Below are 26935 nucleotides of genomic sequence, written 5' to 3' on the forward strand. Positions count from 1 at the left end.
ACCAACAAAAAAAACAATATATTTTTTTGGTTTTAACAAAGGATTTTTATCAATGATCCGCGAACTCAAGACCCTGATTGCTGTGGCGCGAGAGGGTACCTTCGCGGCCGCCGCGCAGAAAATTGGCCTGACCCAGGCGGCGGTGAGCGCTCAGATTGCGCGATTGGAGGCTGAGCTGGGCGTGCAGCTGTTCGACCGCACCGGGCGCAATGCCGTGCTTAACGCCATTGGGTATCAGACCCTGCTTCAAGCGCAGGAAATGGTGAAGCTGTATAGCAACCTTGGCGCCTTCACGCCTGAAACCCAAGCTCCGCAGCGGGTGACCTTGGGCGCGATCGCTTCGATCCAGCGGATGATTTTGCCAGGGGCGCTGGCCGCCTTTCACCGCCAGTGCCCTCATTCTCGAACACGGGTACTGCCTGGGTTGTCGATGGAGCTTCTAGACCAGGTGGACGCGGGCGAAATCGACATGGCGGTAATTATCCACCCCGTCTTTTCACTCCAGAGCGACCTTACCTGGGTGCCGCTGGCGCGCGAGCCTTATCGTTTATTGGTGCCCAAAAAGACACCAGGGCATAGCTGGCAAAACCTGATTACCTCGCAGCCTTTCATTCGCTACGACCGCGCCTCCTTCGGTGGGCGCCAGGTAGACCGCTTTCTGCGAAAGCTGCACATTACCCCTCGGGAAGTGTGTGAGCTGGACGAACTGGACGCTATTGCAAAATTGGTAGGCAATGAGCTGGGCGTTGCGCTGGTACCCGAAACGCTCGGGCATAAAGCCTGGCCGCCCGGCGTACGTGCCCTCGACCTTGAAGAACACACGTTTTACCGGGAAATTGGCCTGGTATACCCTGCCAAACGTAATGTGAACGAGCCGGTGATGGTGCTTGCTCGGATGATTGAGGCCTTGGCTGCGAAGGACGGTTCGGGCAGTGTGGAGCGCGCCTGTCTAAATGACAGACAAAAAAAAGGGCCTGGCGCTGAGCCAGACCCTTGATTCCATGATTTGTGGCGGGAAACCAGGGATTCGAACCCTGGGTACGCTATTAACGTACGCCGGTTTTCAAGACCGGTGCATTCAACCACTCTGCCAATTTCCCGGTGCATCTGAGGTAGAACCCGAAAATTCCAAGGTACGGACGCTAGGGCCGCCGCTTTGAACCACTGGGCACCACCTCGTTGCTTTGCGGGCGCCATCATACCCGAATGAAACAACCTGTCAAACACTTCAACTGGTGTTATAAGGTCGCTTTGGTATGCTCATTTGCAACTATAGGTGTCAGGGGCGGATATGGCGCTTGCCCCCAGGCCCAAAGGCCTGTTCAATCGCCTCATCAACGACCTTTAAGGAGTTTCGCAATGCGCGAACAAGACTACATTGTCAGTCACAGTGCGAAGGGGGCGGAGCTTGAAGTTAGCCGCGTGCTTCGCAATACCTACGGCTTGCTAGCCCTCACCCTGGCGTTCAGCGCCCTGATGGCGTTCGTGGCGCAACAGATGAACGTGCGCTACCCCAACGTCTTCGTGGTGCTGATCGGCTTCTACGGCTTGTTCTTCCTCACCAACAAGCTCCAGGATTCCGTATGGGGCATCGTCTCCACCTTCGCCCTCACAGGTTTCATGGGCTACATCCTTGGGCCTATCCTCAACCGCTACCTGGGTATGGCAGGCGGTGCAGAGATCGTCAGCTCGGCCTTCGCCATGACCGCACTGGTCTTCGGTGGCCTATCGGCCTACGTGCTGATTACCCGCAAGGACATGTCCTTCCTGTCGGGTTTCATCACCGCTGGTTTCTTCGTACTGCTGGGCGCAACCGTTGCCGGGTTCTTCTTTCAGATAAGTGGTCTGCATCTGGCGATCAGCGCCGGCTTCGTACTGTTCTCTTCGGTTTGCATCCTGTTCCAGACCAGTGCCATCATTCATGGCGGTGAGCGGAACTACATCATGGCGACCGTGAGCCTGTACGTATCGATCTACAACCTGTTCGTCAGCCTGCTGCAGTTGTTTGGCTTGATGGGTGGCCGAGACGACTAAGTCGGCCTTGTCTAAAAGCCCGCTTCGGCGGGCTTTTTTGTGGGCGACGGATTAGAATTGTGGCGTTATCGCGCCTGGAAGCCCCATGAAATTTGCCATCGCCGTGTTTTCTCCTCCCTACGCGCCCTCCTCTCGCCGTGCGCTGCGTTTCACCGAAGCAGCACTCGCCGCAGGCCACCACATCGTGCGTGTGTTCTTTTACCAGGGCGGCGTTTATAACGCGTCGTCGAACGTTATCGCGCCTCAGGACGAAGTAGACATCGCCGCGGCATGGAGGCAACTCATTAGCGATCATGGCGTGGACGGGGTGGTGTGCATCGCTGCAGGCTTGCGACGTGGCACCCTGAATGCCGAAGAGGCCCAACGGTGGGAGCGGCCGGGCGTGAATGTATTACCGCCCCTGGAGCTGTCGGGCTTGGGCCAATTGCACGAGGCCGCTCAGGAAGCCGACCGGCTCATGTGTTTTGGAGGCGATTGAGGTGGCCAAGTCATTGCTTATCGTAAGTCGGCGTGCACCCTGGAGCGGCCTGGCGGCCCGGGAGGCGCTAGACATCGCCTTGGCTGCTGGCGCGTACGACCTCCCTGTCGCGATGCTGTTCATGGACGACGGCGTCTTCCAACTGCTCCCAGGGCAGCAACCTCACGCAGTGGACGTAAAAGACCTGGGCGCTAACCTCAGCGCTTTGCCACTATTTGGCGTCACTGACCTCTTCGCTTGCGCCCTTAGCCTGGAGGCGCGCGGTGTGGCCGCTAGCGCGCTGGCCTTACAGGCCCAAGTGGTATCTGCTGAGGGCCTGCCTTCGCTGTTCAACCGTTTCGACGAGGTAATCACACTCTGATGGCTACCCTGCATATTGTGTCCAGCTCCCCGTTTGAAGACGGCCGTCTCAACAGCTGCCTGCGCGTACTAGGCTCGGGCGATGGTCTGTTGCTGTGCGGCGAGGCAGTACAGGCCCTGCGAGCCGGTAACGCCTTAGAGGCACGCTTGCGTGAGGTACCTGTGCCGCACCTGTATGCACTGCAGGAGGATTGCCAGGCACGAGGGCTGTCGGCAACGGCGGCTAACCCCGTAGATTACGCGCAGTTCGTAGCGCTTTCGTTGGCGTATGACCGAGTTAACACATGGTCGTGAATAGCCTGACGGTAGGCGATGCACACGTCGCCGTGGATAAAGAAGGGTTTCTCGTTAATCTGGCCGACTGGTCAACGGAGGTGGCCGAAGCGCTGGCTTCGCGTGAAGGTATACCGCTCACGCCAGCGCACCACGAAGTGCTGGCGGTCGTGCGGCAATTCTACGACACCTTCCAGCTGTCACCTGCCACACGCCCCCTGGTGAAATACGTGGCCGCACAGTTGGGAGCGGAAAAAGGCAATAGTGCCTACCTCAATCACCTGTTCAAAGGCACCCCTGCCAAGCTGGCTGCCAAGCTGGCGGGTTTGCCCAAACCGGCTAATTGCATATGAGTAACCCTGTGACCACGCCCGAACCGCTGCGCCTGACCACACCCGCCGAGCATCCATTTGCCGAATTTGTACGCATTCTGGGCAAAGGTAAGCGCGGGGCTCGCCCGCTTACCCGAGAAGAAGCCATGCGTGCCATGGGCATGGTGCTTGACGGGGAAGTAGAAGACACCCAACTCGGCGCCTTCTTGATGCTGCTACGGCACAAGGAAGAGAGTGCAGAAGAGCTGGCAGGCTTCACTGAGGCGGTACGCGCCAGGGTGAGTGCGCCGCCGTTGCAAGTAGACATCGACTGGCCTTCATATGCGGGGAAAAAACGCCATCTCTCCTGGTACATGCTGGCCGTGAAATGCCTGGGCCTCAATGGCATGCGCGTGTTCATGCATGGCGGAGGCGCTCATACGGCAGGCCGGCTGTACACCGAACATTTGCTGGGCGCCTTGAATATCCCGCTGTGCCGTGACTGGGCGGAGGTCTCGGCTGCCTTAGAGGCTCACGGGGTAGCCTTCGCGCCACTGAGCGACTGGGCCGGCCCCTTGCAGCGCATGATTGACATGCGTAACACGTTGGGCCTGCGCTCCCCCATCCACTCCCTGGCCAGGGTACTGAACCCGCTCAATGCACGTTGTGGGCTGCAAAGTATTTTTCACCCCGGCTACCAGGCGGCTCACCGAGAAGCCAGCCGTCTGCTAGGGGATACGTCGATTGTGATCAAAGGGGACGGCGGCGAACTGGAGGTGAATCCTGATGCGGCGTGTCACCTCTACGGCACCGAAGGGGGCGACGCCTGGGATGAGGAATGGCCACAGCTGTCTGCCCAACGGCATTTGAAGCCGGGTTACCTTGACCCTGCCCAATTGAGCGCTGTATGGCGGGGCGACGCTCAAGACCGGTATGGAGAGCTGGCCGTTACCGCAACCATGGCCCTCGCCCTTCGAGGGATAGGCACACCGCGCGAGGAGGCGTTTGAAACCGCCAACGCGTGGTGGGCCAATCGAGACACCGCAGCTTAGGCGCCGCCTTCGAACCAGGCAAGCTTATCGCGAAGGCGTACCACTTCCCCAACGATTACCAGGGTGGGAGCGTGTACGTCGTGCTGGGCAACCAGTGCGGGCAGATCTGCAAGGGTGCCGGTAAATACGCGTTGATGGACGGTAGTGCCCTGTTGTACCAAGGCCGCTGGCGTGTCGGGCGAGCGGCCATTGCGGATCATACCCTCACAAATCACCGGCAACCCTACCAACCCCATGTAGAACACTACGGTCTGCGCCGGGGCAACTAAGTCCAGCCACGGCAAGTCGGTACTGCCGTCCTTCAAGTGACCTGTCACAAACCGCACGGACTGCGCGTAGTCACGGTGCGTCAGCGGAATCCCGGCATAGGCTGCACAGCCGCTGGCGGCAGTGATACCCGGTACCACCTGGAAGGGAATACCGTGAGCCGCCAGCTCCTCGATTTCTTCCCCGCCACGCCCGAAGATGAACGGATCGCCGCCTTTTAGCCGAACCACTCGTTTACCTTGCTGAGCAAGGTCTACCAACTGGCGGTTGATTTGATCTTGAGGCAGGGCATGTTCGGCGCGCCGTTTGCCTACGTAGATACGCTCGGCGTCACGACGGCACAGGTCCAGGATCGCAGGCGCCACCAGACGGTCGTACAGCACCACGTCTGCCTGTTGCATCAGGCGCAGCGCCTTGAAGGTGAGCAGGTCCGGGTCGCCTGGCCCAGCGCCTACCAGGTACACCTCGCCAGGGGCGTGGGGCGGCGCGCCCTCTACCCGTTCAGCCAACATGGCAGCGGCTTCAGTGGAACGTCCTGCCAGCTGCCGCTCGGCAATAGGCCCCTGGAAGACTTCCTCCCAGAAGGCCCTGCGCTGGTTCACGTGCGGGAACCGCTCCTTGACCCTGTCTCTGAAGCCTGCAGCCAGCTTGGCCAGTTCGCCGTAAGCCGCAGGGATCCAGGACTCAAGCCGTGCCCGAATCAGCCGCGCCAGCACGGGGGCATCACCCCCGCTGGAAATGGCCACAACCAAAGGCGAGCGATCCACGATGGCAGGAAAAATGACCGTACACAGGGCCGGCGCGTCCACCACATTGACCGGCACACACTGGCGCTGAGCGTCAGCCGACACCTGGGCATTGAGGGGCGTATCGTCCGTGGCGGCAATCACCAGCACGACGCCGTCAAGGTCACCCGGTGCGTAGCCTCGCTCTTGCACCTCGCCACCACTGCCATGAACCAGCTCGGCCAAATGGCCCTCGACCTGCGGCGCGACCACTCGCAGCCGCGCGCCGGCGCTGACCAGCAGGCGCGACTTGCGCAGCGCGATCTCGCCACCGCCTACCACTAGCACTGTGCGCCCGGACAGCTTGTGAAACAGCGGCAGGTAGTCCATTTAGCCGATAACCTCAAGGCCGGCCATGTAGGGCTTCAGTACCTCAGGCACGCGGATCGAACCGTCGGCCTGTTGGTAATTTTCCAGCACGGCGACCAACGTACGGCCGACGGCCAGGCCAGAGCCGTTAAGGGTATGCACCAATTCAGGTTTGCCGGTTTCCGGGTTGCGCCAGCGAGCTTGCATGCGCCTCGCCTGGAAATCGCCCGTGTTGGAGCAGGACGAAATCTCCCGGTATTTGCCCTGGCTGGGCACCCAGACTTCAAGGTCGTAGGTTTTGACAGCGCTGAAGCCCATGTCGCCGGTGCACAGGGCCAATACCCGGTATGGCAACTCAAGCAGCTGCAGCACACGCTCCGCGTTGGCCGTCAGGCTTTCCAGCGCCTCCATCGACTTGCCAGGCTCGACCACCTGCACCATCTCAACCTTATCGAACTGGTGCTGACGAATCATCCCACGGGTATCACGGCCCGAGGCGCCGGCTTCGCTGCGAAAGCACGGCGTGTGCGCTACGAGCTTGAGCGGTAGCGCCTTGGCGTCCAGGATCTGGTCGGCGACAAGGTTGGTGAGGGAAACCTCAGCCGTAGGAATCAGGTACAGGTCCGCCTCGCCTTCACGTGCGATCTTGAACAGGTCTTCCTCGAATTTGGGCAACTGGCCGGTGCCCTGTAAGGCCGGGGCCTGCACCAGGTACGGGGTATAGGCTTCTTCATAGCCATGTTCACCCACATGCAGATTGATCATGAACTGGGCCAACGCGCGATGCAGGCGGGCAATTGGGCCACGCAACACCGCAAAGCGCGCGCCAGACAGGCGGGCGGCGCTTTCGAAATCCAGCCAACCGAAACGCTCGCCCAGAGCTACGTGGTCTTGTGTGTCGAAATCGAACGTAGGGGGGGTGCCCCAACGGCGCACTTCAACGTTGTCGTCTTCATCCTTGCCCACAGGGACGGACGGGTCAGGCAGATTAGGTAGCCCCAACAGGATGGTATCCAATTGGGCCTGGATGTCATCCAGCTCGGTTTTACCTTGGGCCAGCTCCTGGGCCATACGCTCTACGTCCGCCATCAAGGGGGCGATATCCTCACCACGGGCCTTGGCCTGGCCTATGGATTTGGAACGACTGTTGCGCTCGGCCTGAAGCTGCTCGGTGCGCGTCTGCACCACTTTGCGCTGAGCTTCCAACGCTTCGATTCGGGCAGTATCAAGGCTGAAGCCGCGCGTGGCGAGGCGCTCGGCGACGTCTTGCAGTTGGCCGCGTAACAGTTTGGAGTCGAGCATGTGGTTCTCTCGTTGATCAGATTTTTGTCAGGTACAGGCCGGCCCAGGTAGCGAGCAGGCCGCCGAACACACTCGCGGCGGCATAACCGATGGCCAGCGGGGCTTGACCACCTTCCAGCAAGCGTAGTGTGTCGAGGGAAAAAGAGGAAAAGGTGGTCAGGCCACCTACGAACCCCACCAATAAACCGGCCTTCAGGTAAAGCGGTGCCTCGGGGCGAGCCAGAAAGGCACCGTACAAGGCGCCGATGATCAGGCACCCGGCGATGTTAACCGCCAAGGTGGCCAGAAAGAAATGCCGCGGATAGTGTGCCGATACCCAGGCACCCGTCACAAAGCGTAATAGCCCACCGGCGATCCCGAACAGGGCTACTGAAACAACGCTTTGGATCATGGTTTTCTCCGCTGCAAGGGGCTCGCGCGATCCCGTTCGGCGAGGTGCCGAAGTTTTTCGCCTATCTTCAGTTCGAGGCCACGGGGCACGGGCTGATAATAATGCCGCGGCGTCATGCCTTCAGGGAAGTAGTCCTCGCCTGCGGCGTACGCATCGGGCTCGTCATGGGCGTAGCGGTAATGCTCGCCATAACCCAGTTGCTTCATCAGTTTGGTAGGCGCGTTACGCAGATGTAGTGGCACCTCTTGGGAGCCAAGGCCGGCTGCGTCCGCCCTGGCCGCCTTGAAAGCGGTATACACCGCGTTGCTCTTGGGCGCACAGGCCAGGTAGACAATCGCCTGTGCTACGGCAAGCTCCCCTTCAGGGCTGCCGAGGCGCTCCTGAACATCCCAGGCCGCCAGGCACAAACCCAGCGCACGGGGGTCGGCATTACCGATGTCTTCACTGGCCATCCTTACCACGCGACGGGCGATATACAGTGGGTCGCAGCCGCCGTCGATCATGCGTGCAAACCAGTAGAGCGCCCCATCGGGGCTGGAACCTCTTACGGATTTGTGCAGCGCTGAAATCTGGTCGTAGAAGGCTTCGCCGCCCTTGTCGAACCGCCGCAGGCTATCGCCCAGCAAACCCTGCAGCAGAGCCTGATCGATGGTGTCGCCGTCTTCTACCAAGTCAGAAGCGTTTTCCAGCAGGTTCAGGAAACGACGGCCGTCGCCATCGGCAGCGGCCATCAGCAGCGCGAACGCCTCTTCGGCCAGGGTGAGCTTTCGATCCCCAAGCCCCTTGGGCTCGGTGAGAGCACGGTGCGCCAACTGACGCATCGCCGCTTCGTCCAGGCTTTGGAGGACGTAAACCCGCGCCCTTGAAAGCAGGGCATTATTGAGCTCGAAAGATGGGTTTTCGGTCGTGGCGCCTACGAAAATAAGCGTGCCATCTTCCACATAGGGCAGGAAGGCGTCCTGCTGGGACTTGTTGAAGCGATGCACCTCATCTACGAACAACAGGGTACGACGGCCATATTGAGCCGCTTGCTGGCGAGCAATATCGACGGCCTGACGAATGTCCTTTACTCCAGCCAGCACGGCAGAGACCGTTTCAAAGTGAGCGTCGGACACTTTGGCCAGCAAGCGTGCGAGGGTGGTTTTGCCCACCCCCGGTGGCCCCCAGAAAATCATCGAGTGCAATGCACCCTGCTCCAATGCTTCTCTGAGCGGCTTGCCAGGCGCCAACAGGTGTTGCTGCCCCACATACTCATCCAGGGTGCTGGCACGCAATCGCGCCGCCAAGGGCTGGGCCGGTGGCGGCGAGCTAAAGAGGTCCATCGAGGCGGGGCTGCCCTATTCCTGGATCACGTCGGCACCCTTGGGGATGACGAACGTGAACTTGCTAGCAGGCACCGGCTCGTTAGCCCTGACCCCCATGAACAGGATATTGGTACGCTGGCCTACGCCGTCGATCAACTGCATGTCGTTGATGAGCCCACGGCGGAACGACAACCGCAGGGAGTCGAATAGGGTGTCTTTGGTTTTAGGCTTGAGGACGAAATCCACAACATCCCCTGCCTCTTTGGAGGTGATATCAAAACTTTGGCTTATTTTGGAGACGTCGCCGGATAGCAGCAGCGCCGGGGTTTGGGTTAGCCGTTGATCCAAGGTCTTGATAGTTACCTGCTCAAGGTCAGGGTCCCACAGCGATACCTTTTTGCCATCCGATACCATCAACTGCTCTTGAGGCGCATCGGTGTGCCAATTGAACAGGCCAGGGCGTTGTAGGGCCATTTCCCCACTGGTCTCTTGCAACTGCGTGCCGCCGCCATCCAATGTGAGCTGGGAAAAACGACCGGTTAGGGTCTGGGACTTTTCTAACAGCTGGGTAAGAGACTTGACGGCGTGGTCATCCGCCGTAGCAGAAACGCTGGCCAGGGCCAGGGCAGACACCAACAGCATGCGAATCAGGCGCATGGTAATCCTCTTGTCAGGTAGGCGAACCGGCACCCGTAGGTGCCGGGAAGTCAGTCGCGCGTCGGCCCCGGGGCGATCACATCGCGGCTGCCGTTAGTGTTCATGGGCGTAACCACACCGGCCATTTCCATGGCCTCGATCATGCGAGCGGCACGGTTGTAACCAATCTTCAGTTTGCGCTGAACAGACGAAATCGATGCCCGACGGCTTTCGAGTACGAACGCAACCGCTTCATCATAGAGCGCGTCGCTTTCGCTGTCGTCACCGTCCCCCCCACCTGAGCCCTCGAACCCGCTTGAGCCGGCCTCTTCGATACCGTTGAGGATATCGTCGTTGTAATCGGGGGTGCCACGCATCTTCCACGCCTCTACCACGCGGTGAACCTCATCGTCGGAGACGAAGGCACCGTGAACGCGGATCGGCAGGCTAGTGCCAGGGGGCATATAGAGCATGTCACCATGCCCCAGCAACTGCTCGGCGCCACCCTGGTCGATGATGGTGCGCGAATCTATCTTGCTAGACACCTGGAAGGCCATGCGCGTAGGGATGTTTGCCTTGATAAGGCCCGTGATCACGTCCACCGAAGGGCGCTGGGTCGCGAGAATCAAGTGAATGCCCGCCGCACGCGCCTTCTGGGCGATACGTGCGATAAGCTCTTCTACCTTTTTGCCAACGATCATCATCATGTCGGCAAACTCATCCACCACCACCACGATGGTAGGAAGGGTTTTGAGCAGTGGCGCTTCGTCTTCCATGCTTTCTCGGCGGTACAGCGGGTCGCCCAATGGGTGGCCCGCCTCTTCGGCGTCCTTCACCTTGCGGTTGAAACCGGCCAGGTTACGCACCCCCATGGCCGCCATAAGCTTATAGCGGCGCTCCATCTCGGCCACGCTCCAACGCAGCGCATTGGCGGCGTCTTTCATGTCGGTGACCACAGGGCACAACAGGTGCGGAATGCCTTCGTAGATGGACAGTTCGAGCATCTTGGGGTCGATCATGATCAGCCGGGCGTCTTGAGGCGTCGACTTGAACAGGATGGACAGGATCATTGCGTTTACACCCACGGACTTACCGGAGCCCGTGGTACCTGCCACCAGCAAGTGGGGCATCTTGGCCAGGTCGGTAATTACCGGCTTGCCGCCGATGTCGTGACCGAGGGCAAGCGTGACAGGGGACTGCGCATCGTCATACTGCGGCGTGGACAACACCTCGGAGAAGCGGACGATTTGCCGATCTTCATTGGGAATCTCGATGCCCACGGTCGTTTTGCCGGGGATCACTTCCACGACGCGCACGCTAGTGACCGCGATAGAGCGAGCCAGGTCTTTGGCCAAGTTGGAGATGCGGCTCACCTTCACGCCAGCAGCGGGCTGGATTTCATAACGCGTAATCACCGGGCCTGGGTGGATCGAGTCCACGGTGACCTCTACGCCAAACTCCTTTAGCTTGATTTCCAGCAGTTGCCCTACGCCTGCCAAGGACTCCGGCGAATACTGCACTTGCTTCTTCTGCACGGGGTCCAGGATCGATAGCGGCGGAATCGTGCCTTCGAGCGCTGCGTCCACCTGAGGCGGCTGAGGCGGCTGAGGCTTTTCAGGGAAGGGCCGGCGTATCGGTTCTGCCTTGGGCGTAGGCGCTGCAACGGCGGGCGGTTGTGCGTAAGGCGCGATGATGGGCGGCATGACAGGCGCACTTATTTGAGCAGCTGGCGCAGGCACTACCCGCGGCGCTTCCAGCACTGGCTGGTGATCGGTCGCCGTGAAACTCTCCAATACGTCTTCCTCGTCATCCCACGGCATGCGCAGCGCAGCTTCAGAGACAGGTACACGAGCCCTCGGTGCCAGGGGCGCTACGGGTGTGACGGGGCGCGGCTCAACCACCGGCGCAGCGTGAATCACAGGCGCCGCAGGCTTGATGTCGGCCATAGGCTCTAGCCGTGGCTCGGCACGGCCTTCGCGACGCCCTGATGGCTCCTCAGGGGCCCGCACAGGTGGTTCAGGCCGTAACCTGGCCACCAGCTTGCGCTGTTCGGTGCGTGCAGACCACCAACGGCTCGCGGCGCCCGTCACAAGCTCAATGAGATCAAGGGTGATTTTGCCCGTCATGTCCATCACGGTGAACCAAGACAGGTCGGTGAACACGGTGAGGCCGAACAGGAACAAAGCAATGAACATGAGCGTGCTGCCCTGGACGTTCAGTGCATTACGGGCGAGGTCCCCAAGGCTTTCGCCCAAGGCCCCTCCAGAGGAAGCCGGTAGGCTATTGCCTGAGTGAAAATGCAAGTGCGCCAGCGCCGCGCCGGACAGCACCAGAAACACCAGGCCGATCAGGCGCCAGGAAAACAGCCAGCCGCTCCACTGCCAGGCCTGATGGCGCTCGCGGAAGATTTGCCAGGCCTTCACGCCCAGCAACAACGGGAAGATGTAGGCAAAGTAGCCCAGCACCATGAAAAGGATATCGGCGGCATAGGCGCCTGCGCGGCCTGCGGCGTTCTGCACCTGACCGACACTGGTGCCGGTGTGGCTCCAGCCAGGGTCGCCCTGGTCGTAGCTGAGCAAGGCCATCCAGAGGTACAGGCACAGCGCTGCCACAGCAATGAGCGCGCCTTCCTTGAGACGGTAGTGCATCTGTTGCCGCCAAAGGGGCACGGGGACGGGTTTAACAGTGGACTTCTTCAAAACGCATTCTTTCCTGCGCGGTGCGCGCGATCAGGGCTAAAAAAACTGTATCGCGGCCGGTTCCGTTCATGGCCGACCATTGTACGGATTTACAGTATGGGTGTCATAGGGTGGCATCCTGCCACTACGAACACCGCAAGCGATGGCTGCCTTGTTTCGGCCCTTCAGGTCAGGCAGCACGGAAATGGGCCTGATTTCACCATGTTTTATGAACGCTGACAAAGGGTTAAGTGAATATTTTAGCTTCCTGCTCGAAGCTTCATGGATTCCATGGCGCGCGCCTGACATGCGAAGCTCAACGGCTTGGAACGAACCGCGTAGAGCGGCCTAGTGGATAATTACCTGCGCATAGGCCTCGACGCTGGCCGACACCGGCGCAATACTGCCCTCCCCTCTTCACTCTGGTACTGCGGCCTTCACCATGCTCACTTGGCTAACCCGCGACGACCTCACCTTCCCGCCCCTGGAACGTGCCCTGCGCGAACCCAACGGGCTGCTTGCCGTAGGCGGCGACCTGACCGTAGACCGGCTGGTGGCAGCGTACCGCCATGGGTGCTTCCCCTGGTACGAAAAGGGCCAGCCGATTCTGTGGTGGTCGCCCGACCCTCGCATGGTGCTCAAGCCTGCAGAGCTTGACCTTTCGCGCAGCCTGCGCAAGGTCATGCGCCAAGGGCGGTTCACGGTGACGCTGAACCAAGACTTCGCTGCTGTTATTCGCGCCTGTGCTGCGCCGCGCGCCTATGCTGAAGGCACCTGGATCACGCCGGCCATTGAACAAGCCTACATCGCGCTCCACCAGCAAGGTGTGGCGCACAGCGTGGAAGCGTGGCAAGGAACTGAGCTGGTGGGCGGCTTATACGGCATTGCCATGGGTCGGCTGTTCTTTGGCGAATCGATGTTCAGCCGGGCAACCGATGCCTCCAAGGTGGCCTTCGCGACACTTGTGCAGTACCTGGAGCAGCACGGCTTCGTACTGATCGACTGCCAGATGCACACGTCGCACCTTCATAGCCTGGGAGCCAGGGAGATCAGCCGCGCAGCCTTTGCTCAGTACCTGGAGCAGTACCTGGATCAATCTAACAGCGCCCGATGGGCTGACTAGGCGAGGTGCGCTGCCTGACATACACTCAGGTGTACGTTTCGATCGAGGGCTGATCATGACCGAGCTGGCGCGCTTGAAGTTTTATGCCACTCAACCTCACGCCTGCAGCTACTTGCCGGACCAACAAGCAACAACACTTTTTCTGGACCCGAGCCAGCCCATGGACGTGGGCATCTACGCCGACCTTTCAGAGCTGGGCTTTCGCCGCAGTGGCGATCACCTTTATCGCCCTCACTGCCAGCGTTGCAGCGCCTGCGTACCTGCGCGGATTCCAGCCGAGCGCTTCGAGCCTCGCCGCCAGCATCAACGCATCTTCAAGCGCAACGCAGACATCACCGTAGTGGCCGCGCAACCACGTTATACCGATGAGTATTTCGACCTATACCGTCGGTACATCGAACAACGTCATTCGGACGGCGACATGTACCCGCCCAGCCGCGAGCAATTCTCAGCCTTCCTGGTGCGGGACCTGCCCTTCTCTACGTTCTATGAGTTTCGTGCCGGGTCGCGTCTGCTGGCTGTGGCAGTAACCGACCTTCTGCCTAACGGTCTGTCAGCGGTCTATACCTTTTACGAGCCCGAAGAAGAAAGGCGCAGCCTGGGCCGATTCGCTATTCTGTGGCAGATAGGTGAAGCTGTACGGCTAGGGCTCGCTGCAGTCTATCTGGGCTACTGGATCAAGAACTGCCAGAAAATGAGTTACAAGACGCAATACCGCCCTATCGAGCTGTTGATCAATCAACGGTGGGTCGGGCTGAACTGAGTGCTTGGCGCGCGGTCTGTTTTTCGGGCACAATATGCGCCGCTTTTGCCTGGCGCAGTTGCACCGGGCCACTTACTGGATACCGAGGGCTTTACTGCATGTCGAAAGAAGACAGCTTCGAAATGGAAGGCACTGTCGCCGACACCCTGCCTAACACCATGTTCCGTGTGGAGTTGGAAAACGGGCACGTCGTTACCGCGCATATCTCTGGAAAAATGCGCAAGAATTACATCCGCATCCTGACTGGCGATAAGGTCCGCGTTGAGCTAACGCCCTATGACCTGAGCAAAGGTCGCATTACCTACCGCGCTCGCTAACGGCACGGCAACGAAAAAGCCCGGCAATAAAAGCCGGGCTTTTCGTTTCTGGAGTACACCCACACAACGGCGAGGTGTCCCCGCCGGTGCTTTTTTACGCCATTTCGGCCGTGGTTTCGAAGTCGAAGGTCATCTCGCCATCCTTGATGTCGATGTGCACCACCCCCCCGTGCTCAGCCAGCTCACCGAACAGGATCTCTTCAGCCAACGGCCGCTTGATCTTGTCCTGAATAAGCCTGGCCATCGGTCGCGCGCCCATCTGGGCATCGTAGCCGCTTGCCGCAAGCCAGCTGCGCGCCGCATCTGTAACTTCCAGCAGTACGCGCTTGTCTTCGAGCTGAGCCTGAAGTTCGGTAAGGAACTTGTCGACAACACTCTTGATGACCTCGTGCGTGAGCCGACCAAACTGGATGATGGTGTCCAGGCGGTTACGGAACTCAGGCGTGAAGCTCTTCTTGATCACCTCCATCGCATCAGACGAGTGATCCTGGTGCGTGAAGCCAATGGAGGCGCGCGAAGCCGTTTCTGCACCTGCGTTAGTGGTCATGATCAGAATGACGTTACGGAAGTCAGCCTTGCGCCCGTTGTTGTCGGTCAAGGTACCGTGGTCCATGACCTGCAGCAGCAGGTTGAAGACTTCCGGGTGGGCCTTCTCGATTTCATCGAGCAACAACACGCAGTGAGGTTGCTTGGTAATGGCCTCGGTCAGCAAACCACCCTGGTCGAAGCCCACATACCCTGGAGGGGCACCAATCAAACGAGAGACCGTATGACGCTCCATGTACTCGGACATATCAAAGCGCACCAACTCGATGCCTAAGGCCTTGGCCAACTGGCGAGCCGCTTCCGTTTTACCGACACCGGTAGGGCCTGCGAACAGGAACGACCCTACAGGTTTGTCGGGTGCCTTGAGGCCTGCACGCGACAGCTTAATAGCCGTGGACAGCGAATCGATCGCAGCATCCTGACCGAACACTGTGAGCTTGAGGTCACGCTCCAAATTACGCAGCAATTCTTTGTCGGAGCTGCTCACGTGTTTTGGGGGAATACGCGCGATCTTGGCGATGATGTCCTCTACCTGGGGCACCTCGATGCGTTTAACGCGCGCTTCGACCGGCTGCAGGCGCTGGTAAGCCCCTGCCTCGTCAATCACGTCAATGGCCTTGTCTGGCATATGCCGGTCATTGATATACCGAGAGGCCAACTCAGCGGCCGCACGCAACGCTTCATCGCTGTACTCGATGCTGTGGTGCTGCTCGAAGCGGTTCTTCAAACCTCGCAGGATACCGATGGTGTCTTCTACGGAAGGCTCGGAGACATCTACTTTCTGGAAGCGCCTGGCCAAGGCCCGGTCCTTCTCGAAAATGCCGCGGAATTCCTGGAAGGTGGTAGAACCAATGCAGCGAATTTCGCCCGATGAGAGCAGCGGCTTAAGCAGGTTGGATGCATCCATTACCCCACCCGACGCTGCGCCCGCACCAATGATGGTGTGAATCTCATCGATGAACAATATGGCTTGAGGGCGCTTGCGCAGCTCACCTAGCAACGCCTTGAAGCGTTTTTCGAAGTCACCACGGTACTTGGTACCGGCCAGCAAGGCACCGAGGTCAAGCGAATACACAACGCTGCTCGCGAGCAGGTCAGGCACCTGGTTATCCACGATTCGCTTGGCAAGGCCTTCGGCAATAGCCGTTTTGCCCACGCCAGCTTCGCCGACCAGCAACGGGTTGTTCTTGCGACGGCGGGCGAGGATCTGCGCAACGCGCTCAACCTCGCTCTCGCGCCCCACCAACGGGTCAATGCGCCCCTGACGCGCCAACTCGTTCAGGTTGCTGGCATACGCGTCCAGCGGGTTGCTGGAAGAAGAAGACTCACCGCCCTCATCGTCCTGCATTTCCTGCTCTCCTTCGGAATGCTCACCATGACCAGGCACCTTGGAGATGCCGTGAGCGATGTAGTTGACGACATCAATACGCGCAACGCTCTGCTGCTTGAGCAGGAACACCGCCTGGCTTTCTTGCTCGCTGAAAATGGCGACCAGGACATTGGCACCGGTCACTTCACGCTTGCCCGAGCTTTGCACATGGAAGACGGCGCGCTGCAACACACGCTGGAACCCTAACGTCGGTTGAGTCTCGCGATCTTCGTCATGCACCGGGATAAGGGGCGTCGTGGAATCAATGAACTCCTGCAGATCATGCTTGAGCTTGTCAAGGTTGGCGCCGCACGCACGCAATACCGTGGCGGCAGCTTCATTGTCCAAAAGGGCCAGCAAGAGATGCTCGACGGTCATAAATTCATGACGCTTTGAACGAGCCTCCTTGAAGGCCAGATTCAGGGTGACTTCGAGCTCGCGGTTTAACATAGCTTCACCTCATAACCCAAGTGGCCGGATTTCAACCGTCCTTCTCGATTTCACAGAGTAGCGGATGCTGGCTTTCCCTGGCGTACTGGTTCACCTGCATTGCTTTCGTTTCCGCGATGTCCCTGGTGTAGAGCCCGCAGACTGCGCGCCCTTCCGTGTGGACCGCCAGCATTACTTTCGTTGCCAGCTCGCGGTTCAGGTTGAAAAACAGCTCCAGGATTTCCACCACGAAATCCATCGGGGTGTAGTCGTCATTGAATAACACCACCTTGTACATCGGCGGTGCCTGTAGCGAGGGCCGTGACGCTTCCACCGCTACGCCGGAAGCATCATCTTCCAGAGGGTCGGGGCTGTCAGGACCTAGCCTGTGATGGCCGTACCCATACAGGCCGTGCCGATCTTGCTTGAAGGTTAGACGAATGTGATTGGTCGCATGCATTTCGGAAGTGATCATCGTTGAGCGATTTGAAGGTAGTGGTGAGACGTGTGGACAGATTGTGACTCGGCCGCCGCATGACCTTGACTATCGGCAAAACGGTGTTACAAACAGTAGAACCCAGATTGGGGAGGAAAGGTCCGCACAGTCAAATAAAATTTTCGGCCGACGTGTGGGCCTGGTGGATAATACTCCAGAGATGGGGTCCTTTGCAGAGGGATATGAGCATGCAAAGCGGTAAAGTCAAGTGGTTCAACAATGCCAAGGGCTACGGATTTATCATTGAGGACGGAAAATCGGAAGATCTTTTCGCCCATTTCTCCGCTATAACCATGGACGGATACAAAACGCTCAAGGCTGGGCAACCTGTCAAATTCAATATTATTCAAGGGCCTAAAGGCCTGCATGCCATCGACATTTCAGCGGTAACCGAAACGGCGACCGTCACCACCCCAGCGTCTTTAACCTCTACTGCCTGACGCCGCGTCTCGACTGATGACTGGTTGCCTCTCACCATGGCAACCAGCCCTACTACCCACCTTCTCCCGCCCATCCAAGCCTCTTTGTTTTGTATCACGCCGACCTAGGTGCGCCTTTCCATGGGTTTGATATACTCGGTTGCGTGACCACTGGTCATGGCGGCGTTCCCCTTCACACAGGGGCGCCCGCGGCACGTGTGAACCTGTTCGGGCCTGCACCTTGGCCCGGCCGTTTGACGCTCGACTGATGCACCCAACATCACCGCAAGGCTTCTCGACGCCCGTCGCGAGCGCTGTACGCGGCAAGCGCCGGAGCGCTATCCCGTATAACGAGATGCTTAGCATGCTCAGCAAAACAGAGAGTTAACCCGACATGCCCACCCGATCCAAGATCATCTATACCTTCACCGACGAAGCCCCTGCCCTCGCCACCTATTCCCTCCTGCCTATTGTCGAAGCGTTCACCAAGACCGCTGACATCAGTGTCGAAACCCGCGACATCTCCCTGGCTGGCCGTATTCTGGCCGCGTTTTCGGAGCGCCTGGGCGACAAAGCCGTTGCGGATGACTTGGGCGAGTTAGGCGAGCTGGCGACGACGCCGCAGGCCAACATCATCAAGCTGCCCAACATCAGCGCGTCCATTCCCCAGCTCAAGGCAGCGATCAAGGAATTGCAGGCCAAGGGCTTTGATGTGCCGGATTACCCCGATACGGGTGACAGCGATCAGGACAAAGACACTCGCGCTCGCTACGACAAGATCAAAGGCAGCGCCGTTAATCCGGTATTGCGCGAAGGTAACTCCGACCGCCGGGCACCCTTGTCGGTGAAAAACTATGCACGCAAGCACCCGCACAAGATGGGCGCCTGGGCGAACGACTCCAAAGCGCATGTAGCGCATATGGAACAGGGTGACTTCTACGGCACCGAAAAAGCGCTGGTAATCGACGCTGACGACACTGTGAGTATCGAATTGGCCGGGGACGACGGCACCACCACCGTGCTGAAGGAAAAAACTAAAGTAAATGCTGGCGAGATCATCGACAGCGCCGTGATGAACCGTAAGGCATTGCGCGCCTTCGTAGCGGCTCAGATTGAAGACGCCAAGGCACAGGGCGTGCTGTTCTCAGTACACCTCAAGGCCACCATGATGAAGGTCTCGGACCCGATCATGTTCGGGCAGTTCGTCGAAGAGTACTACCAGAGCGTACTGACCAAGCACGCCGATGCATTGGCCCAAGTGGGCTTCAATAGCAGCAACGGCATCGGCGACCTCTACGCCCGCATCAAGTCGCTACCAGCGGACACGCAAGCCCAGATCGAGGCTGACGTCCAGGCGGTATATGGCGTGCGTGCTGCGGTAGCAATGGTAAATTCCGACAAGGGCATCACCAACCTGCATGTACCAAGCGACGTAATCGTCGACGCCTCGATGCCAGCGATGATCCGTGATTCAGGCAAGATGTGGAACGCCGAAGGCCAACTGCAAGACGCCAAGGCGGTCATTCCGGACCGCTGCTACGCAACCATCTACCAGGCAGTTATCGAAGACTGCAAGCGCAATGGCGCTTTTGACCCTACCACCATGGGTAGCGTGCCGAACGTAGGGCTGATGGCCCAGAAGGCTGAAGAATACGGCTCGCATGATAAAACCTTCCAGGTGCAAGCCGCCGGCGTGGTACGCGTACTGGCGGCCAATGGCAAGGTGCTGATGGAGCAGCCGGTAGAGGCAGGCGACATCTTCCGCATGTGCCAGACCAAGGACGCGCCGATTCGCGACTGGGTAAAGCTTGCCGTCAACCGTGCTCGCGCCAGCGCCACGCCAGCGATCTTCTGGCTGGATCAAGCGCGCGCCCATGACGCTGCACTGATTGAAAAGGTGCAGCGCTACCTCAAGGAGCACGACACCAAGGGCCTGGATATTCAGATACTGTCGCCCGTGGACGCCATGAAGTTTTCGTTGAAACGCACCCGTGCAGGTCAGGACACCATTTCGGTGACTGGCAACGTACTACGCGACTACCTCACCGACCTGTTCCCTATCATGGAGCTGGGCACCAGCGCCAAGATGCTGTCCATCGTACCGCTGATGAACGGCGGCGGCCTGTTCGAAACCGGCGCGGGCGGCTCTGCACCCAAGCATGTGCAGCAGTTCAACGAAGAAGGCTTCCTGCGGTGGGATTCACTGGGTGAGTTCCTGGCCCTTGCCGCCTCACTAGAGCACTTGGCCACTACCACCCAGAACAGCAAGGCGCAAGTGCTTGCAGACACGCTGGACCAGGCAACGGGCAAGTTCCTGGACACCAACAAGTCGCCTTCGCGCAAGGTAGGCGGTATCGACAACCGTGGCAGCCACTATTACCTGGCCACCTACTGGGCTCAGGCGCTGGCCGAGCAAACTGCGGACGCTGATCTGCAGGCACGTTTCAAGCCGCTGGCCAAGACGTTAACCGAGCAGGAGGCAACTATCGTTGCGGAGCTTAACGGCGCTCAAGGCAAGCCGGTGGATATCGGCGGTTACTACTTCGCGACGGCAAGCCTTGCCAGCGAGGCCATGCGCCCCAGCACTACGCTCAACGAAGCGATCGCTTCGCTGAAGTGACCCAAGACCCCGGCTCCGGCCGGGGTTTTTCTTTCTGACCGGGATACTCGCCCATGACTTGGCACCCCCACATTACCGTTGCCACCGTTGTCGAAGACGACGGCCGTTTTCTGTTCGTCGAAGAGCACAAAGAGGGCCGCCTGGTGCTCAACCAGCCCGCGGGCCACTTCGAGCGAGGCGAGACGCTGCGGCAGGCAGCACTGCGGGAAACACGCGAAGAGACCGCCTGGGACGTCGAATTGACGGCGGTGGTAGGCATCTACCTGTACACAGCGCCTTTCAATGGCGTGACGTACCAGCGCATTTGCTTCGCTGCCAAGCCCCTTCGTCGCAAGGACCATCCTCTGGACCGTGACATCACCGCAACACACTGGCTAACGCGCGAGGCGCTGGCCGCCGAACCCCATCGCTGGCGCAGCGAACTGGTGATGCGCTGCCTTGATGACTACCTCAAGGGCCCACTGCATAGCCTGGACCTTATCCGGGACTGAGCCGTTTACCCAGCGCAGGCGTGGCCTGTTAGAATACTGCGTTTTTCACCAGAACTCTTTCCAAGCCCATGCGTGAGCCTGCCCTTCCCGATCCCTACAAGGATCCCCGTAATACGCGCGTGATCGTCGGCATGTCCGGCGGCGTCGACTCCTCCGTGTCTGCCCTACTTCTCATGCAACAAGGCTTTCAGGTAGAAGGCCTATTCATGAAAAACTGGGAAGAGGACGACGGTACCGAATACTGCACGGCGCGCGAAGACCTGGCCGACGCCCAAGCGGTGTGTGACCGCCTGGGCATCACGCTGCACACGGCGAATTTCGCTGCCGAGTACTGGGATAACGTATTCGAACACTTTCTGGCCGAGTACAAGGCCGGGCGCACGCCCAACCCCGATATCCTGTGTAACCGCGAGATCAAGTTCAAGGCGTTCCTCGACTACGCGCTAAGCCTGGGGGCCAATTTGATTGCCACGGGGCATTACGTGCGCCGGCGTGACCGCGACGGCGTCACCGAGCTGCTGAAGGGGCTGGACCCGAACAAAGACCAGAGCTACTTCCTGCACGCCGTAGGTGGCGACGAGATCGCCCGCACACTGTTTCCTGTGGGCGAGCTCGAAAAGCCTGAAGTCCGGGCTATCGCGGACCTTCATGGGCTGGCCACTGCCAAGAAAAAAGATTCCACCGGCATCTGCTTCATCGGCGAACGGCGTTTCAGCGACTTTCTCAAGCAGTACCTTCCCGCGCAGCCTGGCGAGATCAAAACCACCGATGGCGCCGTCATCGGGCGCCACCATGGCCTGATGTACCACACCATTGGCCAGCGCCAGGGGCTCGGCATTGGCGGCCTTCACGGCGCGGGCGAAGAGCCCTGGTACGTACTGGCCAAGGACCTGGCCCGCAACGAGCTGATCGTAGGCCAGGGCAACGATCACCCCTGGCTGTTTGCCAAGGCGCTCACGGCTTCAGGTATTTTCTGGGTGAACCCCATAGACGTCACTCATCCACGCCAGCTTACGGCAAAGGTTCGTTATCGCCAGGCCGATCAACCCTGCACGCTGAGCCTGACGGCTGAGGGTTACAGGGTGACCTTCGATAATCCGCAGCGGGCGGTTACTCCGGGGCAGTCGGTAGTGTTCTACGAGGGCGAGGTCTGCCTAGGGGGCGGCGTGATTGAAATCGCAGAACCCGCTTACCCACGCCAGAGCGCTATCGCATGAGTACGCTGCACGAGCAACTCATTGCACTTGGGGGGGTGTTCCAGGCGGCGATCCTTGTCGATCAGGTAGCCAAGACCGGTCAGATCAGCGAGGCCGCCTTGGGCAGCATGCTGGGTACCCTGTTGGTACGCGATCCCAAAGATACCCTTGATGTGTTCGGCGGCACCGATAATCAGCTGCGTGATGGCTATAAGGCCTTGGCCGCCGCGTTGGAGCGCGAACCTTCTACCCTCCAGCGCGAGCCACTGCGATACGCCCTGTCCATGGTCACCCTCGAACGGCAGTTGCAAAAACGCCCTGCCATGCTGGAAGCCATTGGCAAGCGGCTGCCTCAGATCCAGGGGCAGGTAGAGCATTTTGGCCCTGCTCATGAAAACGTCGTGGCTGCGTGTGGCGGCCTGTACCAGGACACCCTCAGCACCTTACGTCAGCGCATTCAGGTCAATGGCGACATGCGCCACCTGCAGCAACTCAATAACGCGTCCAAGATCCGGGCACTTTTACTCTCAGGCATACGCTGCGCACGTTTGTGGCGCCAGCTGGGCGGGCATCGTTGGCAATTGTTGGTAAGCCGCCGCAAGCTGCTAGCGGAACTGTATCCCATGCTCCGTGACAGATAATCGGCGGCCTGGTTTTTCGTGTATGATGTGCGCCCTTTTCGTTGCCCAACTGCCGAGAACACCCCATGCAGCTTTCTTCGCTCACTGCGGTTTCCCCTGTTGACGGCCGCTATGCCGGCAAAACCGAGGCCCTGCGTCCTATTTTCAGCGAATACGGCCTGATCCGTTTCCGCGCCATGGTCGAAGTGCGCTGGTTGCAGCGCCTGGCCGCACACCCAGGGATTGCCGAAGTACCTCCGTTCTCGGCTGATGCCACCGCGCTGCTCGATGAGTTGGCCACCGGCTTTGCCCTCGAACACGCAGAGCGCGTGAAAGAGATCGAACGCACCACCAACCACGACGTCAAGGCCATTGAGTACCTGCTCAAAGAGCAGGCCGCTCGCCTTCCAGAACTGGCTAGCGTAAGCGAATTCATTCATTTCGCCTGCACCAGCGAGGACATCAACAACCTGTCCCATGCGCTGATGCTGCGTGAAGGCCGGGATACCGTGCTGCTGCCACTGATGCGCCAGATTACAGGTGCCATCCGAGAGCTTGCGATCCGCTTCGCAGACGTGCCGATGCTGTCCCGCACCCATGGCCAGCCTGCCTCCCCCACGACACTGGGCAAAGAGCTGGCAAACGTGGTGTACCGCCTTGAGCGCCAAGTCACCCAGATTGCGGCAGTGCCGCTGCTGGGCAAGATCAACGGCGCGGTGGGCAACTACAACGCCCACCTCTCGGCCTACCCCGGCATCGACTGGGAAGCGAACGCCCAGGCCTTCATCGAAGACGAACTGGGCCTGATATTCAACCCCTACACCACCCAGATTGAGCCACACGACTACATTGCCGAGCTGTTCGACGCCATCGCCCGCTTCAATACGATCCTCATCGATTTCGACCGAGATGTGTGGGGGTATATCTCTCTGGGCTACTTCAAGCAACGCACCGTTGCGGGTGAGATCGGCTCGTCCACCATGCCGCACAAGGTCAACCCGATCGACTTCGAAAACTCCGAAGGCAACCTGGGGATCGCCAACGCACTGCTCCAACACCTGGCCAGCAAGCTGCCGGTATCGCGCTGGCAGCGCGACCTTACGGACTCCACGGTGCTCCGCAACCTGGGCGTAGGGTTTGCACACAGCGTTATTGCCTACGAAGCCAGCCTCAAAGGCATCAGCAAGCTGGAAATCAATGCCCAGCGCATTGCCTCCGATCTGGATGCCTGCTGGGAAGTATTGGCCGAGCCCATCCAAACCGTCATGCGCCGCTACAACATCGAGAACCCCTACGAGAAGCTCAAGGAGCTGACCCGGGGCAAGGGCATTACTGCCCAGGCGCTACAGGCGTTCATTGAAGGTCTGGATATGCCTGAGGCTGCCAAGGCTGAGCTGGCGCGCCTAACCCCTGCCAGCTACATCGGCAATGCGGCCGAGCAGGCCCGCAGAATCTAACCACGCCCGCGCCATGACGCCCGGCCTCGCCGGGCGTTTTTCATTCTGTGATTCAACGACATTCAACGAGTTAACGATGCCTTCCGATAAACCTCTTCAACTGCTCGGCGGCTTGACTGCGCAACAATTTCTACGTGATTACTGGCAGAAAAAACCGCTACTGGTGCGCCAGGCGTTCACTGACTTTGAGAACCCTATCAGCCCCGACGAGCTGGCCGGGCTGGCACTCGAAGAAGAAATAGAATCCCGTATCGTGCTCGAACACGGCAACCAGCCCTGGGAGTTGCGCCGCGGGCCGTTCGCCGAAGACGCCTTCGCTCAGCTCCCTGCAAACGACTGGACGCTGCTGGTGCAGGCCGTGGATCAATTCGTGCCTGAGGTAGGCGCCCTCCTTGAGCCGTTCCGCTTCCTGCCCACCTGGCGTATCGATGACGTGATGATCAGCTATGCCGCCCCTGGCGGTGGCGTAGGCCCGCATTTCGACCATTACGACGTGTTCCTTCTCCAAGGCCATGGCAAGCGCACCTGGCGAGTAGGCCAGGCCTGCACCTCGAACAGCCCTTTGCTGGAGCACGCCGACCTGCGCATCTTGGCGAACTTCGAGGAAACCGACGCCTGGACACTGGAGCCTGGCGACATGCTCTACCTACCGCCAGGGCTTGCCCATTACGGCACGGCAGTGGACGAATGCATGACGTACAGCATTGGCTTCCGCGCGCCAAGTGCCAGTGAAGTACTGACCCACTTCACCGACTTCCTGAGTCAGTTCATTCCGGATGATGAACGCTACAGCGACCCTGATATCCAGGCCGCCAACGACCCCAATCAGATCCAGCATGACGCGCTGGTCCGGCTCAAAACCCTGCTGGCGGACCATATGAGCGACGATCGATTGCTGCTCACCTGGTTCGGCCAGTTCATGACCGAGCCTCGCTATGCGGAACGCGTGGCAGGGTCTCAACTGAGCGAAGAAGAGCTTCTTGACGCTTTAAGCCAAGGGGCGGTGATGATCCGAAACCCCAGCGCGCGCCTGGCGTGGTCGGAAATGGGCAGCGAGCTGATGCTGTTTGCCAGCGGCCAGAGCCGCCTGCTGCCCGGCAGCCTGCGTGGCCTGCTGCAATTGGTCTGCTCTGCGGATGCGCTGCACCAGACCAACCTGGGGCCTTGGCTGAAAGATGACGAGGCGGTGACCCTGCTCTGCCAACTCGTGCTTCAGGGCAGCCTGGGGTTTGCCGATGAATGATCTTCGTATCCGCCTGGCAGACTGGCATCGGGACTACGCCAAGATTCATCACATACGTGAAGCAGTGTTCGTGGCCGAGCAGGCAGTAGCGCCCGAGCAGGAGTGGGATTCCGAGGACGATGCCGCGATCCACTTTCTGGCCGAACAGGGGGACTTCCCTATTGGTACCGCTCGGCTGCTACTGGACGGCTACATTGGCCGCTTGTCTGTGCTAAAGGACTGGCGCGGCCTGCACGTTGGAGATGCGTTAATGCACGCCGTCATTGCGGAGGCCAGGCGGCGTGAAATGAAAGCGCTGAAGCTCACCGCACAGGTACATGCCACGGCGTTTTATCAGCGGTTCGGCTTCGAAGTAGTCAGCGACGAGTTTCTGGAAGCGGGCCTGGCCCATGTGGAAATGCTGCGCCACGCTGCCTGACCCATCTGGCGGTATGGCGGTGCTCGGCAACCTAAGCGATAGTGGCTAACACAACCACTTTTCGTAGGGCGCCTGGGTCATACTAGGTGCTCACCTTGCGGAGTAACTAGCCATGCCGCTGCGCCCTTATATTACCCTTCTGCTCATGGCGTTTGGCTCATTCGCCAACGCCGCCACTCAGGTAATGGAGCTCCACTACCGCAGCAGCGACGAGTTGCTGCCTACCTTACGGTCGTTTCTTGGCAACCAGGGCACGATCAGTGCGCTGGGCAACCAGCTGGTGGTCAATGCCGAGCCTGGCAAGCTGGACGAGCTGGGGGCACTGCTCGAACGCTTGGACATCCCCGCCAAGCGCCTGCTGATTAGCGTGGACACCAGTGACGCCAACCGTGCCACAACCAACGGTGCGGGTAACGGCCGGATCATCCAGTACGGCACGGCCAACCGCACCGGCGGGCTGCAACAAGTGCAGGCCAGTGAAGGCACCCCCGCGCTGATACAAGTTGGCCAGAGCATACCCCTGACTACCGCTCAGACGGACGCCTATGGCCGGCTACAAACTCAGACCGAATACCGCAACGTCACCCAAGGCTTTTACGTGACTGCAAGCGTGACAGGCGACACGGTGCACTTGGCCATCAGCGCCAACAATGACCGCATGAGCCAAGAGCGCCCGGACGTAGTCAATGTTCAAAGCACTGATACCCGCGTTAGTGGCCCATTGGGCCAATGGATCACCGTAGCGGGCGTCAATAGCCAAAGCCAAGCCGGGCGCAGCGGGACTAGCCGCTATTACAGCACCCAGGGGCGTGACGACATGACGCTTCGGGTACGGGTCGATGCGCTGCCGTGAGGCAGGCCTGTGCGGACGTACAGTCGCAGGGCATGGCTTGATGGCCTCATGCCTTTATCGTCTTCGTAACATAGCGGTATCTGGCCTTTCATTGATTCAGATCTAAGGCCTGCAATTGATTGGGGCATAAACTCAAACCGGGGCTATAGTCACTTGAGTGAGCTACAACTAATACAGACACCACCCATTGTTGCGATCAATTATCATTCACACTCAAGTTGTTGCCGTTAAAAGAAAAGAGCTTTGAACAAAACCGCTCTAATCCGCTAACAACAAGGCATGGCGCGGTATAGGTGTGTACTATTTGCACCATTGGGTGAATTAATTTGATCCTATAAATTTACTTGCCGCGGGTTTGCCCATAAAATTCGTCGATCCATGGCTGCGACATTTCG

The 26935-nt window shown here is 59.4% G+C and carries 27 protein-coding genes and 1 tRNA gene; 19 read left to right on the forward strand and 9 right to left on the reverse strand.

Features of this window, described 5'->3' with window-relative positions; all coding sequences use genetic code 11:
- Window positions 1-52: 52 nt before the first annotated feature.
- On the forward strand, window positions 53-997 hold the full coding sequence (locus tag AC4LE2_RS11955) for a LysR family transcriptional regulator (protein ID WP_491825970.1): 945 nt from the start codon (window positions 53-55) through the stop codon (window positions 995-997).
- A 12-nt stretch (window positions 998-1009) separates the two neighbouring features.
- On the opposite strand, the gene AC4LE2_RS11960 is transcribed toward AC4LE2_RS11955, so the two are convergent.
- A tRNA-Ser gene (locus AC4LE2_RS11960) sits at window positions 1010-1100 on the reverse strand.
- A 259-nt stretch (window positions 1101-1359) separates the two neighbouring features.
- Between AC4LE2_RS11960 and AC4LE2_RS11965 the strand changes: the two genes are divergently transcribed.
- The 6 genes from AC4LE2_RS11965 to AC4LE2_RS11990 all read left to right on the forward strand — a co-directional run bounded on the left by AC4LE2_RS11965 (window position 1360) and on the right by AC4LE2_RS11990 (window position 4508).
- Window positions 1360-2034 (forward strand): Bax inhibitor-1/YccA family protein, encoded by a 675-nt coding sequence (locus AC4LE2_RS11965; RefSeq protein WP_491825971.1) that lies wholly within the window; start codon window positions 1360-1362, stop codon window positions 2032-2034.
- An 85-nt stretch (window positions 2035-2119) separates the two neighbouring features.
- Window positions 2120-2512 (forward strand): sulfurtransferase complex subunit TusD, encoded by a 393-nt coding sequence (gene tusD, locus AC4LE2_RS11970; RefSeq protein WP_491825972.1) that lies wholly within the window; start codon window positions 2120-2122, stop codon window positions 2510-2512.
- A 1-nt stretch (window position 2513) separates the two neighbouring features.
- Window positions 2514-2873, forward strand: a complete 360-nt coding sequence (tusC, locus tag AC4LE2_RS11975) for a sulfurtransferase complex subunit TusC (protein ID WP_491825973.1) — start codon at window positions 2514-2516, stop codon at window positions 2871-2873.
- The gene (tusB, locus tag AC4LE2_RS11980; RefSeq protein WP_491825974.1) at window positions 2873-3166 is read left to right on the forward strand and encodes a sulfurtransferase complex subunit TusB; all 294 of its coding nucleotides are present in this window, start codon (window positions 2873-2875) and stop codon (window positions 3164-3166) included. The genes tusC and tusB overlap by 1 nt, the downstream gene beginning before the upstream one ends.
- On the forward strand, window positions 3163-3498 hold the full coding sequence (locus tag AC4LE2_RS11985; protein ID WP_491828120.1) for a TusE/DsrC/DsvC family sulfur relay protein: 336 nt from the start codon (window positions 3163-3165) through the stop codon (window positions 3496-3498). The genes tusB and AC4LE2_RS11985 overlap by 4 nt, the downstream gene beginning before the upstream one ends.
- Complete coding sequence (locus AC4LE2_RS11990) at window positions 3495-4508, forward strand: glycosyl transferase family protein (protein WP_491825975.1); 1014 nt, start codon at window positions 3495-3497, stop codon at window positions 4506-4508. The genes AC4LE2_RS11985 and AC4LE2_RS11990 overlap by 4 nt, the downstream gene beginning before the upstream one ends.
- On the opposite strand, the gene cysG is transcribed toward AC4LE2_RS11990, so the two are convergent.
- Genes cysG through AC4LE2_RS12020 form a run of 6 tightly spaced genes read right to left on the reverse strand, consistent with a single transcriptional unit; the run spans window position 4505 to window position 12201 of the window.
- The gene (gene cysG, locus AC4LE2_RS11995; RefSeq protein ID WP_491825976.1) at window positions 4505-5890 is read right to left on the reverse strand and encodes a siroheme synthase CysG; all 1386 of its coding nucleotides are present in this window, start codon (window positions 5888-5890) and stop codon (window positions 4505-4507) included. The genes AC4LE2_RS11990 and cysG overlap by 4 nt on opposite strands.
- Window positions 5891-7171 carry a serine--tRNA ligase gene (gene serS / locus AC4LE2_RS12000; protein ID WP_491825977.1) on the reverse strand — a complete coding sequence of 427 codons (1281 nt, stop codon included), beginning with the start codon at window positions 7169-7171 and terminating at the stop codon, window positions 5891-5893.
- A gap of 16 nt (window positions 7172-7187) precedes the next feature.
- A complete protein-coding gene (gene crcB / locus AC4LE2_RS12005) occupies window positions 7188-7562 on the reverse strand; it encodes a fluoride efflux transporter CrcB (RefSeq protein WP_491825978.1) in 375 nt (124 codons plus the stop codon).
- Window positions 7559-8884: a replication-associated recombination protein A gene (locus tag AC4LE2_RS12010; protein ID WP_491825979.1), complete on the reverse strand. Its 1326-nt coding sequence runs from the start codon at window positions 8882-8884 to the stop codon at window positions 7559-7561. The genes crcB and AC4LE2_RS12010 overlap by 4 nt, the downstream gene beginning before the upstream one ends.
- A gap of 15 nt (window positions 8885-8899) precedes the next feature.
- A complete protein-coding gene (lolA, locus tag AC4LE2_RS12015; RefSeq protein ID WP_491825980.1) occupies window positions 8900-9523 on the reverse strand; it encodes an outer membrane lipoprotein periplasmic chaperone LolA in 624 nt (207 codons plus the stop codon).
- Between the two features lie 50 nt (window positions 9524-9573).
- The gene (locus AC4LE2_RS12020; protein WP_491825981.1) at window positions 9574-12201 is read right to left on the reverse strand and encodes a DNA translocase FtsK; all 2628 of its coding nucleotides are present in this window, start codon (window positions 12199-12201) and stop codon (window positions 9574-9576) included.
- Between the two features lie 421 nt (window positions 12202-12622).
- On the opposite strand from AC4LE2_RS12020, the gene aat reads away from it, so the two are divergent.
- The 3 genes from aat (at window position 12623) to infA (ending at window position 14383) form a co-directional block, all read left to right on the forward strand.
- Window positions 12623-13303, forward strand: a complete 681-nt coding sequence (aat, locus tag AC4LE2_RS12025; RefSeq protein ID WP_491825982.1) for a leucyl/phenylalanyl-tRNA--protein transferase — start codon at window positions 12623-12625, stop codon at window positions 13301-13303.
- A gap of 55 nt (window positions 13304-13358) precedes the next feature.
- Window positions 13359-14066: an arginyltransferase gene (locus AC4LE2_RS12030; protein ID WP_491825983.1), complete on the forward strand. Its 708-nt coding sequence runs from the start codon at window positions 13359-13361 to the stop codon at window positions 14064-14066.
- Window positions 14067-14164: 98 nt separating this feature from the next.
- Window positions 14165-14383: a translation initiation factor IF-1 gene (gene infA / locus AC4LE2_RS12035; RefSeq protein WP_003405083.1), complete on the forward strand. Its 219-nt coding sequence runs from the start codon at window positions 14165-14167 to the stop codon at window positions 14381-14383.
- Between the two features lie 94 nt (window positions 14384-14477).
- On the opposite strand, the gene clpA is transcribed toward infA, so the two are convergent.
- Window positions 14478-16748, reverse strand: a complete 2271-nt coding sequence (gene clpA / locus AC4LE2_RS12040) for an ATP-dependent Clp protease ATP-binding subunit ClpA (protein ID WP_491825984.1) — start codon at window positions 16746-16748, stop codon at window positions 14478-14480.
- 31 nt (window positions 16749-16779) lie between these two features.
- Complete coding sequence (gene clpS, locus AC4LE2_RS12045) at window positions 16780-17187, reverse strand: ATP-dependent Clp protease adapter ClpS (RefSeq protein WP_491828121.1); 408 nt, start codon at window positions 17185-17187, stop codon at window positions 16780-16782.
- A 224-nt stretch (window positions 17188-17411) separates the two neighbouring features.
- Here clpS and cspD point away from each other — a divergent pair, with 224 nt between their 5' ends.
- The 9 genes from cspD (at window position 17412) to AC4LE2_RS12090 (ending at window position 26540) form a co-directional block, all read left to right on the forward strand.
- Complete coding sequence (cspD, locus tag AC4LE2_RS12050) at window positions 17412-17663, forward strand: cold shock domain-containing protein CspD (RefSeq protein WP_491825985.1); 252 nt, start codon at window positions 17412-17414, stop codon at window positions 17661-17663.
- A 373-nt stretch (window positions 17664-18036) separates the two neighbouring features.
- Window positions 18037-20262: an NADP-dependent isocitrate dehydrogenase gene (locus AC4LE2_RS12055; protein WP_491825986.1), complete on the forward strand. Its 2226-nt coding sequence runs from the start codon at window positions 18037-18039 to the stop codon at window positions 20260-20262.
- A gap of 53 nt (window positions 20263-20315) precedes the next feature.
- Window positions 20316-20753 carry an NUDIX hydrolase gene (locus AC4LE2_RS12060; protein WP_491825987.1) on the forward strand — a complete coding sequence of 146 codons (438 nt, stop codon included), beginning with the start codon at window positions 20316-20318 and terminating at the stop codon, window positions 20751-20753.
- Between the two features lie 68 nt (window positions 20754-20821).
- A complete protein-coding gene (gene mnmA / locus AC4LE2_RS12065; RefSeq protein ID WP_491825988.1) occupies window positions 20822-21970 on the forward strand; it encodes a tRNA 2-thiouridine(34) synthase MnmA in 1149 nt (382 codons plus the stop codon).
- The gene (gene hflD, locus AC4LE2_RS12070) at window positions 21967-22590 is read left to right on the forward strand and encodes a high frequency lysogenization protein HflD (RefSeq protein WP_491825989.1); all 624 of its coding nucleotides are present in this window, start codon (window positions 21967-21969) and stop codon (window positions 22588-22590) included. Before mnmA ends, hflD begins: the two co-directional genes overlap by 4 nt.
- 65 nt (window positions 22591-22655) lie before the next feature.
- Window positions 22656-24026, forward strand: a complete 1371-nt coding sequence (purB, locus tag AC4LE2_RS12075) for an adenylosuccinate lyase (protein ID WP_491825990.1) — start codon at window positions 22656-22658, stop codon at window positions 24024-24026.
- Between the two features lie 76 nt (window positions 24027-24102).
- Complete coding sequence (locus AC4LE2_RS12080) at window positions 24103-25269, forward strand: ribosomal protein uL16 3-hydroxylase (protein WP_491825991.1); 1167 nt, start codon at window positions 24103-24105, stop codon at window positions 25267-25269.
- Window positions 25262-25687: a GNAT family N-acetyltransferase gene (locus AC4LE2_RS12085; RefSeq protein WP_491825992.1), complete on the forward strand. Its 426-nt coding sequence runs from the start codon at window positions 25262-25264 to the stop codon at window positions 25685-25687. The genes AC4LE2_RS12080 and AC4LE2_RS12085 overlap by 8 nt, the downstream gene beginning before the upstream one ends.
- Window positions 25688-25799: 112 nt before the next feature.
- Entirely contained in the window at window positions 25800-26540 is a 741-nt protein-coding gene (locus AC4LE2_RS12090) for a secretin N-terminal domain-containing protein (RefSeq protein WP_491825993.1), read from the forward strand.
- Window positions 26541-26935 lie beyond the last annotated feature (395 nt).

This window comes from Pseudomonas sp. 9.3L (assembly GCF_058536285.1).

What these genes read in the sequence shown, in the direction of transcription:
- AC4LE2_RS11955 (WP_491825970.1), top strand. Translation starts at nt 53, where the DNA reads ATGATCCGCGAACTCAAGACCCTGATTGCTGTGGCGCGAGAGGGTACC.
- AC4LE2_RS11965 (WP_491825971.1), top strand. Translation starts at nt 1,360, where the DNA reads ATGCGCGAACAAGACTACATTGTCAGTCACAGTGCGAAGGGGGCGGAG.
- tusD (WP_491825972.1), top strand. Translation starts at nt 2,120, where the DNA reads ATGAAATTTGCCATCGCCGTGTTTTCTCCTCCCTACGCGCCCTCCTCT.
- tusB (WP_491825974.1), top strand. Translation starts at nt 2,873, where the DNA reads ATGGCTACCCTGCATATTGTGTCCAGCTCCCCGTTTGAAGACGGCCGT.
- AC4LE2_RS11990 (WP_491825975.1), top strand. Translation starts at nt 3,495, where the DNA reads ATGAGTAACCCTGTGACCACGCCCGAACCGCTGCGCCTGACCACACCC.
- cysG (WP_491825976.1), bottom strand. Translation starts at nt 5,890, where the DNA reads ATGGACTACCTGCCGCTGTTTCACAAGCTGTCCGGGCGCACAGTGCTA.
- serS (WP_491825977.1), bottom strand. Translation starts at nt 7,171, where the DNA reads ATGCTCGACTCCAAACTGTTACGCGGCCAACTGCAAGACGTCGCCGAG.
- crcB (WP_491825978.1), bottom strand. Translation starts at nt 7,562, where the DNA reads ATGATCCAAAGCGTTGTTTCAGTAGCCCTGTTCGGGATCGCCGGTGGG.
- AC4LE2_RS12010 (WP_491825979.1), bottom strand. Translation starts at nt 8,884, where the DNA reads ATGGACCTCTTTAGCTCGCCGCCACCGGCCCAGCCCTTGGCGGCGCGA.
- lolA (WP_491825980.1), bottom strand. Translation starts at nt 9,523, where the DNA reads ATGCGCCTGATTCGCATGCTGTTGGTGTCTGCCCTGGCCCTGGCCAGC.
- aat (WP_491825982.1), top strand. Translation starts at nt 12,623, where the DNA reads ATGCTCACTTGGCTAACCCGCGACGACCTCACCTTCCCGCCCCTGGAA.
- AC4LE2_RS12030 (WP_491825983.1), top strand. Translation starts at nt 13,359, where the DNA reads ATGACCGAGCTGGCGCGCTTGAAGTTTTATGCCACTCAACCTCACGCC.
- infA (WP_003405083.1), top strand. Translation starts at nt 14,165, where the DNA reads ATGTCGAAAGAAGACAGCTTCGAAATGGAAGGCACTGTCGCCGACACC.
- clpA (WP_491825984.1), bottom strand. Translation starts at nt 16,748, where the DNA reads ATGTTAAACCGCGAGCTCGAAGTCACCCTGAATCTGGCCTTCAAGGAG.
- clpS (WP_491828121.1), bottom strand. Translation starts at nt 17,187, where the DNA reads ATGCATGCGACCAATCACATTCGTCTAACCTTCAAGCAAGATCGGCAC.
- cspD (WP_491825985.1), top strand. Translation starts at nt 17,412, where the DNA reads ATGCAAAGCGGTAAAGTCAAGTGGTTCAACAATGCCAAGGGCTACGGA.
- AC4LE2_RS12055 (WP_491825986.1), top strand. Translation starts at nt 18,037, where the DNA reads ATGCCCACCCGATCCAAGATCATCTATACCTTCACCGACGAAGCCCCT.
- AC4LE2_RS12060 (WP_491825987.1), top strand. Translation starts at nt 20,316, where the DNA reads ATGACTTGGCACCCCCACATTACCGTTGCCACCGTTGTCGAAGACGAC.
- mnmA (WP_491825988.1), top strand. Translation starts at nt 20,822, where the DNA reads ATGCGTGAGCCTGCCCTTCCCGATCCCTACAAGGATCCCCGTAATACG.
- hflD (WP_491825989.1), top strand. Translation starts at nt 21,967, where the DNA reads ATGAGTACGCTGCACGAGCAACTCATTGCACTTGGGGGGGTGTTCCAG.
- purB (WP_491825990.1), top strand. Translation starts at nt 22,656, where the DNA reads ATGCAGCTTTCTTCGCTCACTGCGGTTTCCCCTGTTGACGGCCGCTAT.
- AC4LE2_RS12080 (WP_491825991.1), top strand. Translation starts at nt 24,103, where the DNA reads ATGCCTTCCGATAAACCTCTTCAACTGCTCGGCGGCTTGACTGCGCAA.
- AC4LE2_RS12085 (WP_491825992.1), top strand. Translation starts at nt 25,262, where the DNA reads ATGAATGATCTTCGTATCCGCCTGGCAGACTGGCATCGGGACTACGCC.
- AC4LE2_RS12090 (WP_491825993.1), top strand. Translation starts at nt 25,800, where the DNA reads ATGCCGCTGCGCCCTTATATTACCCTTCTGCTCATGGCGTTTGGCTCA.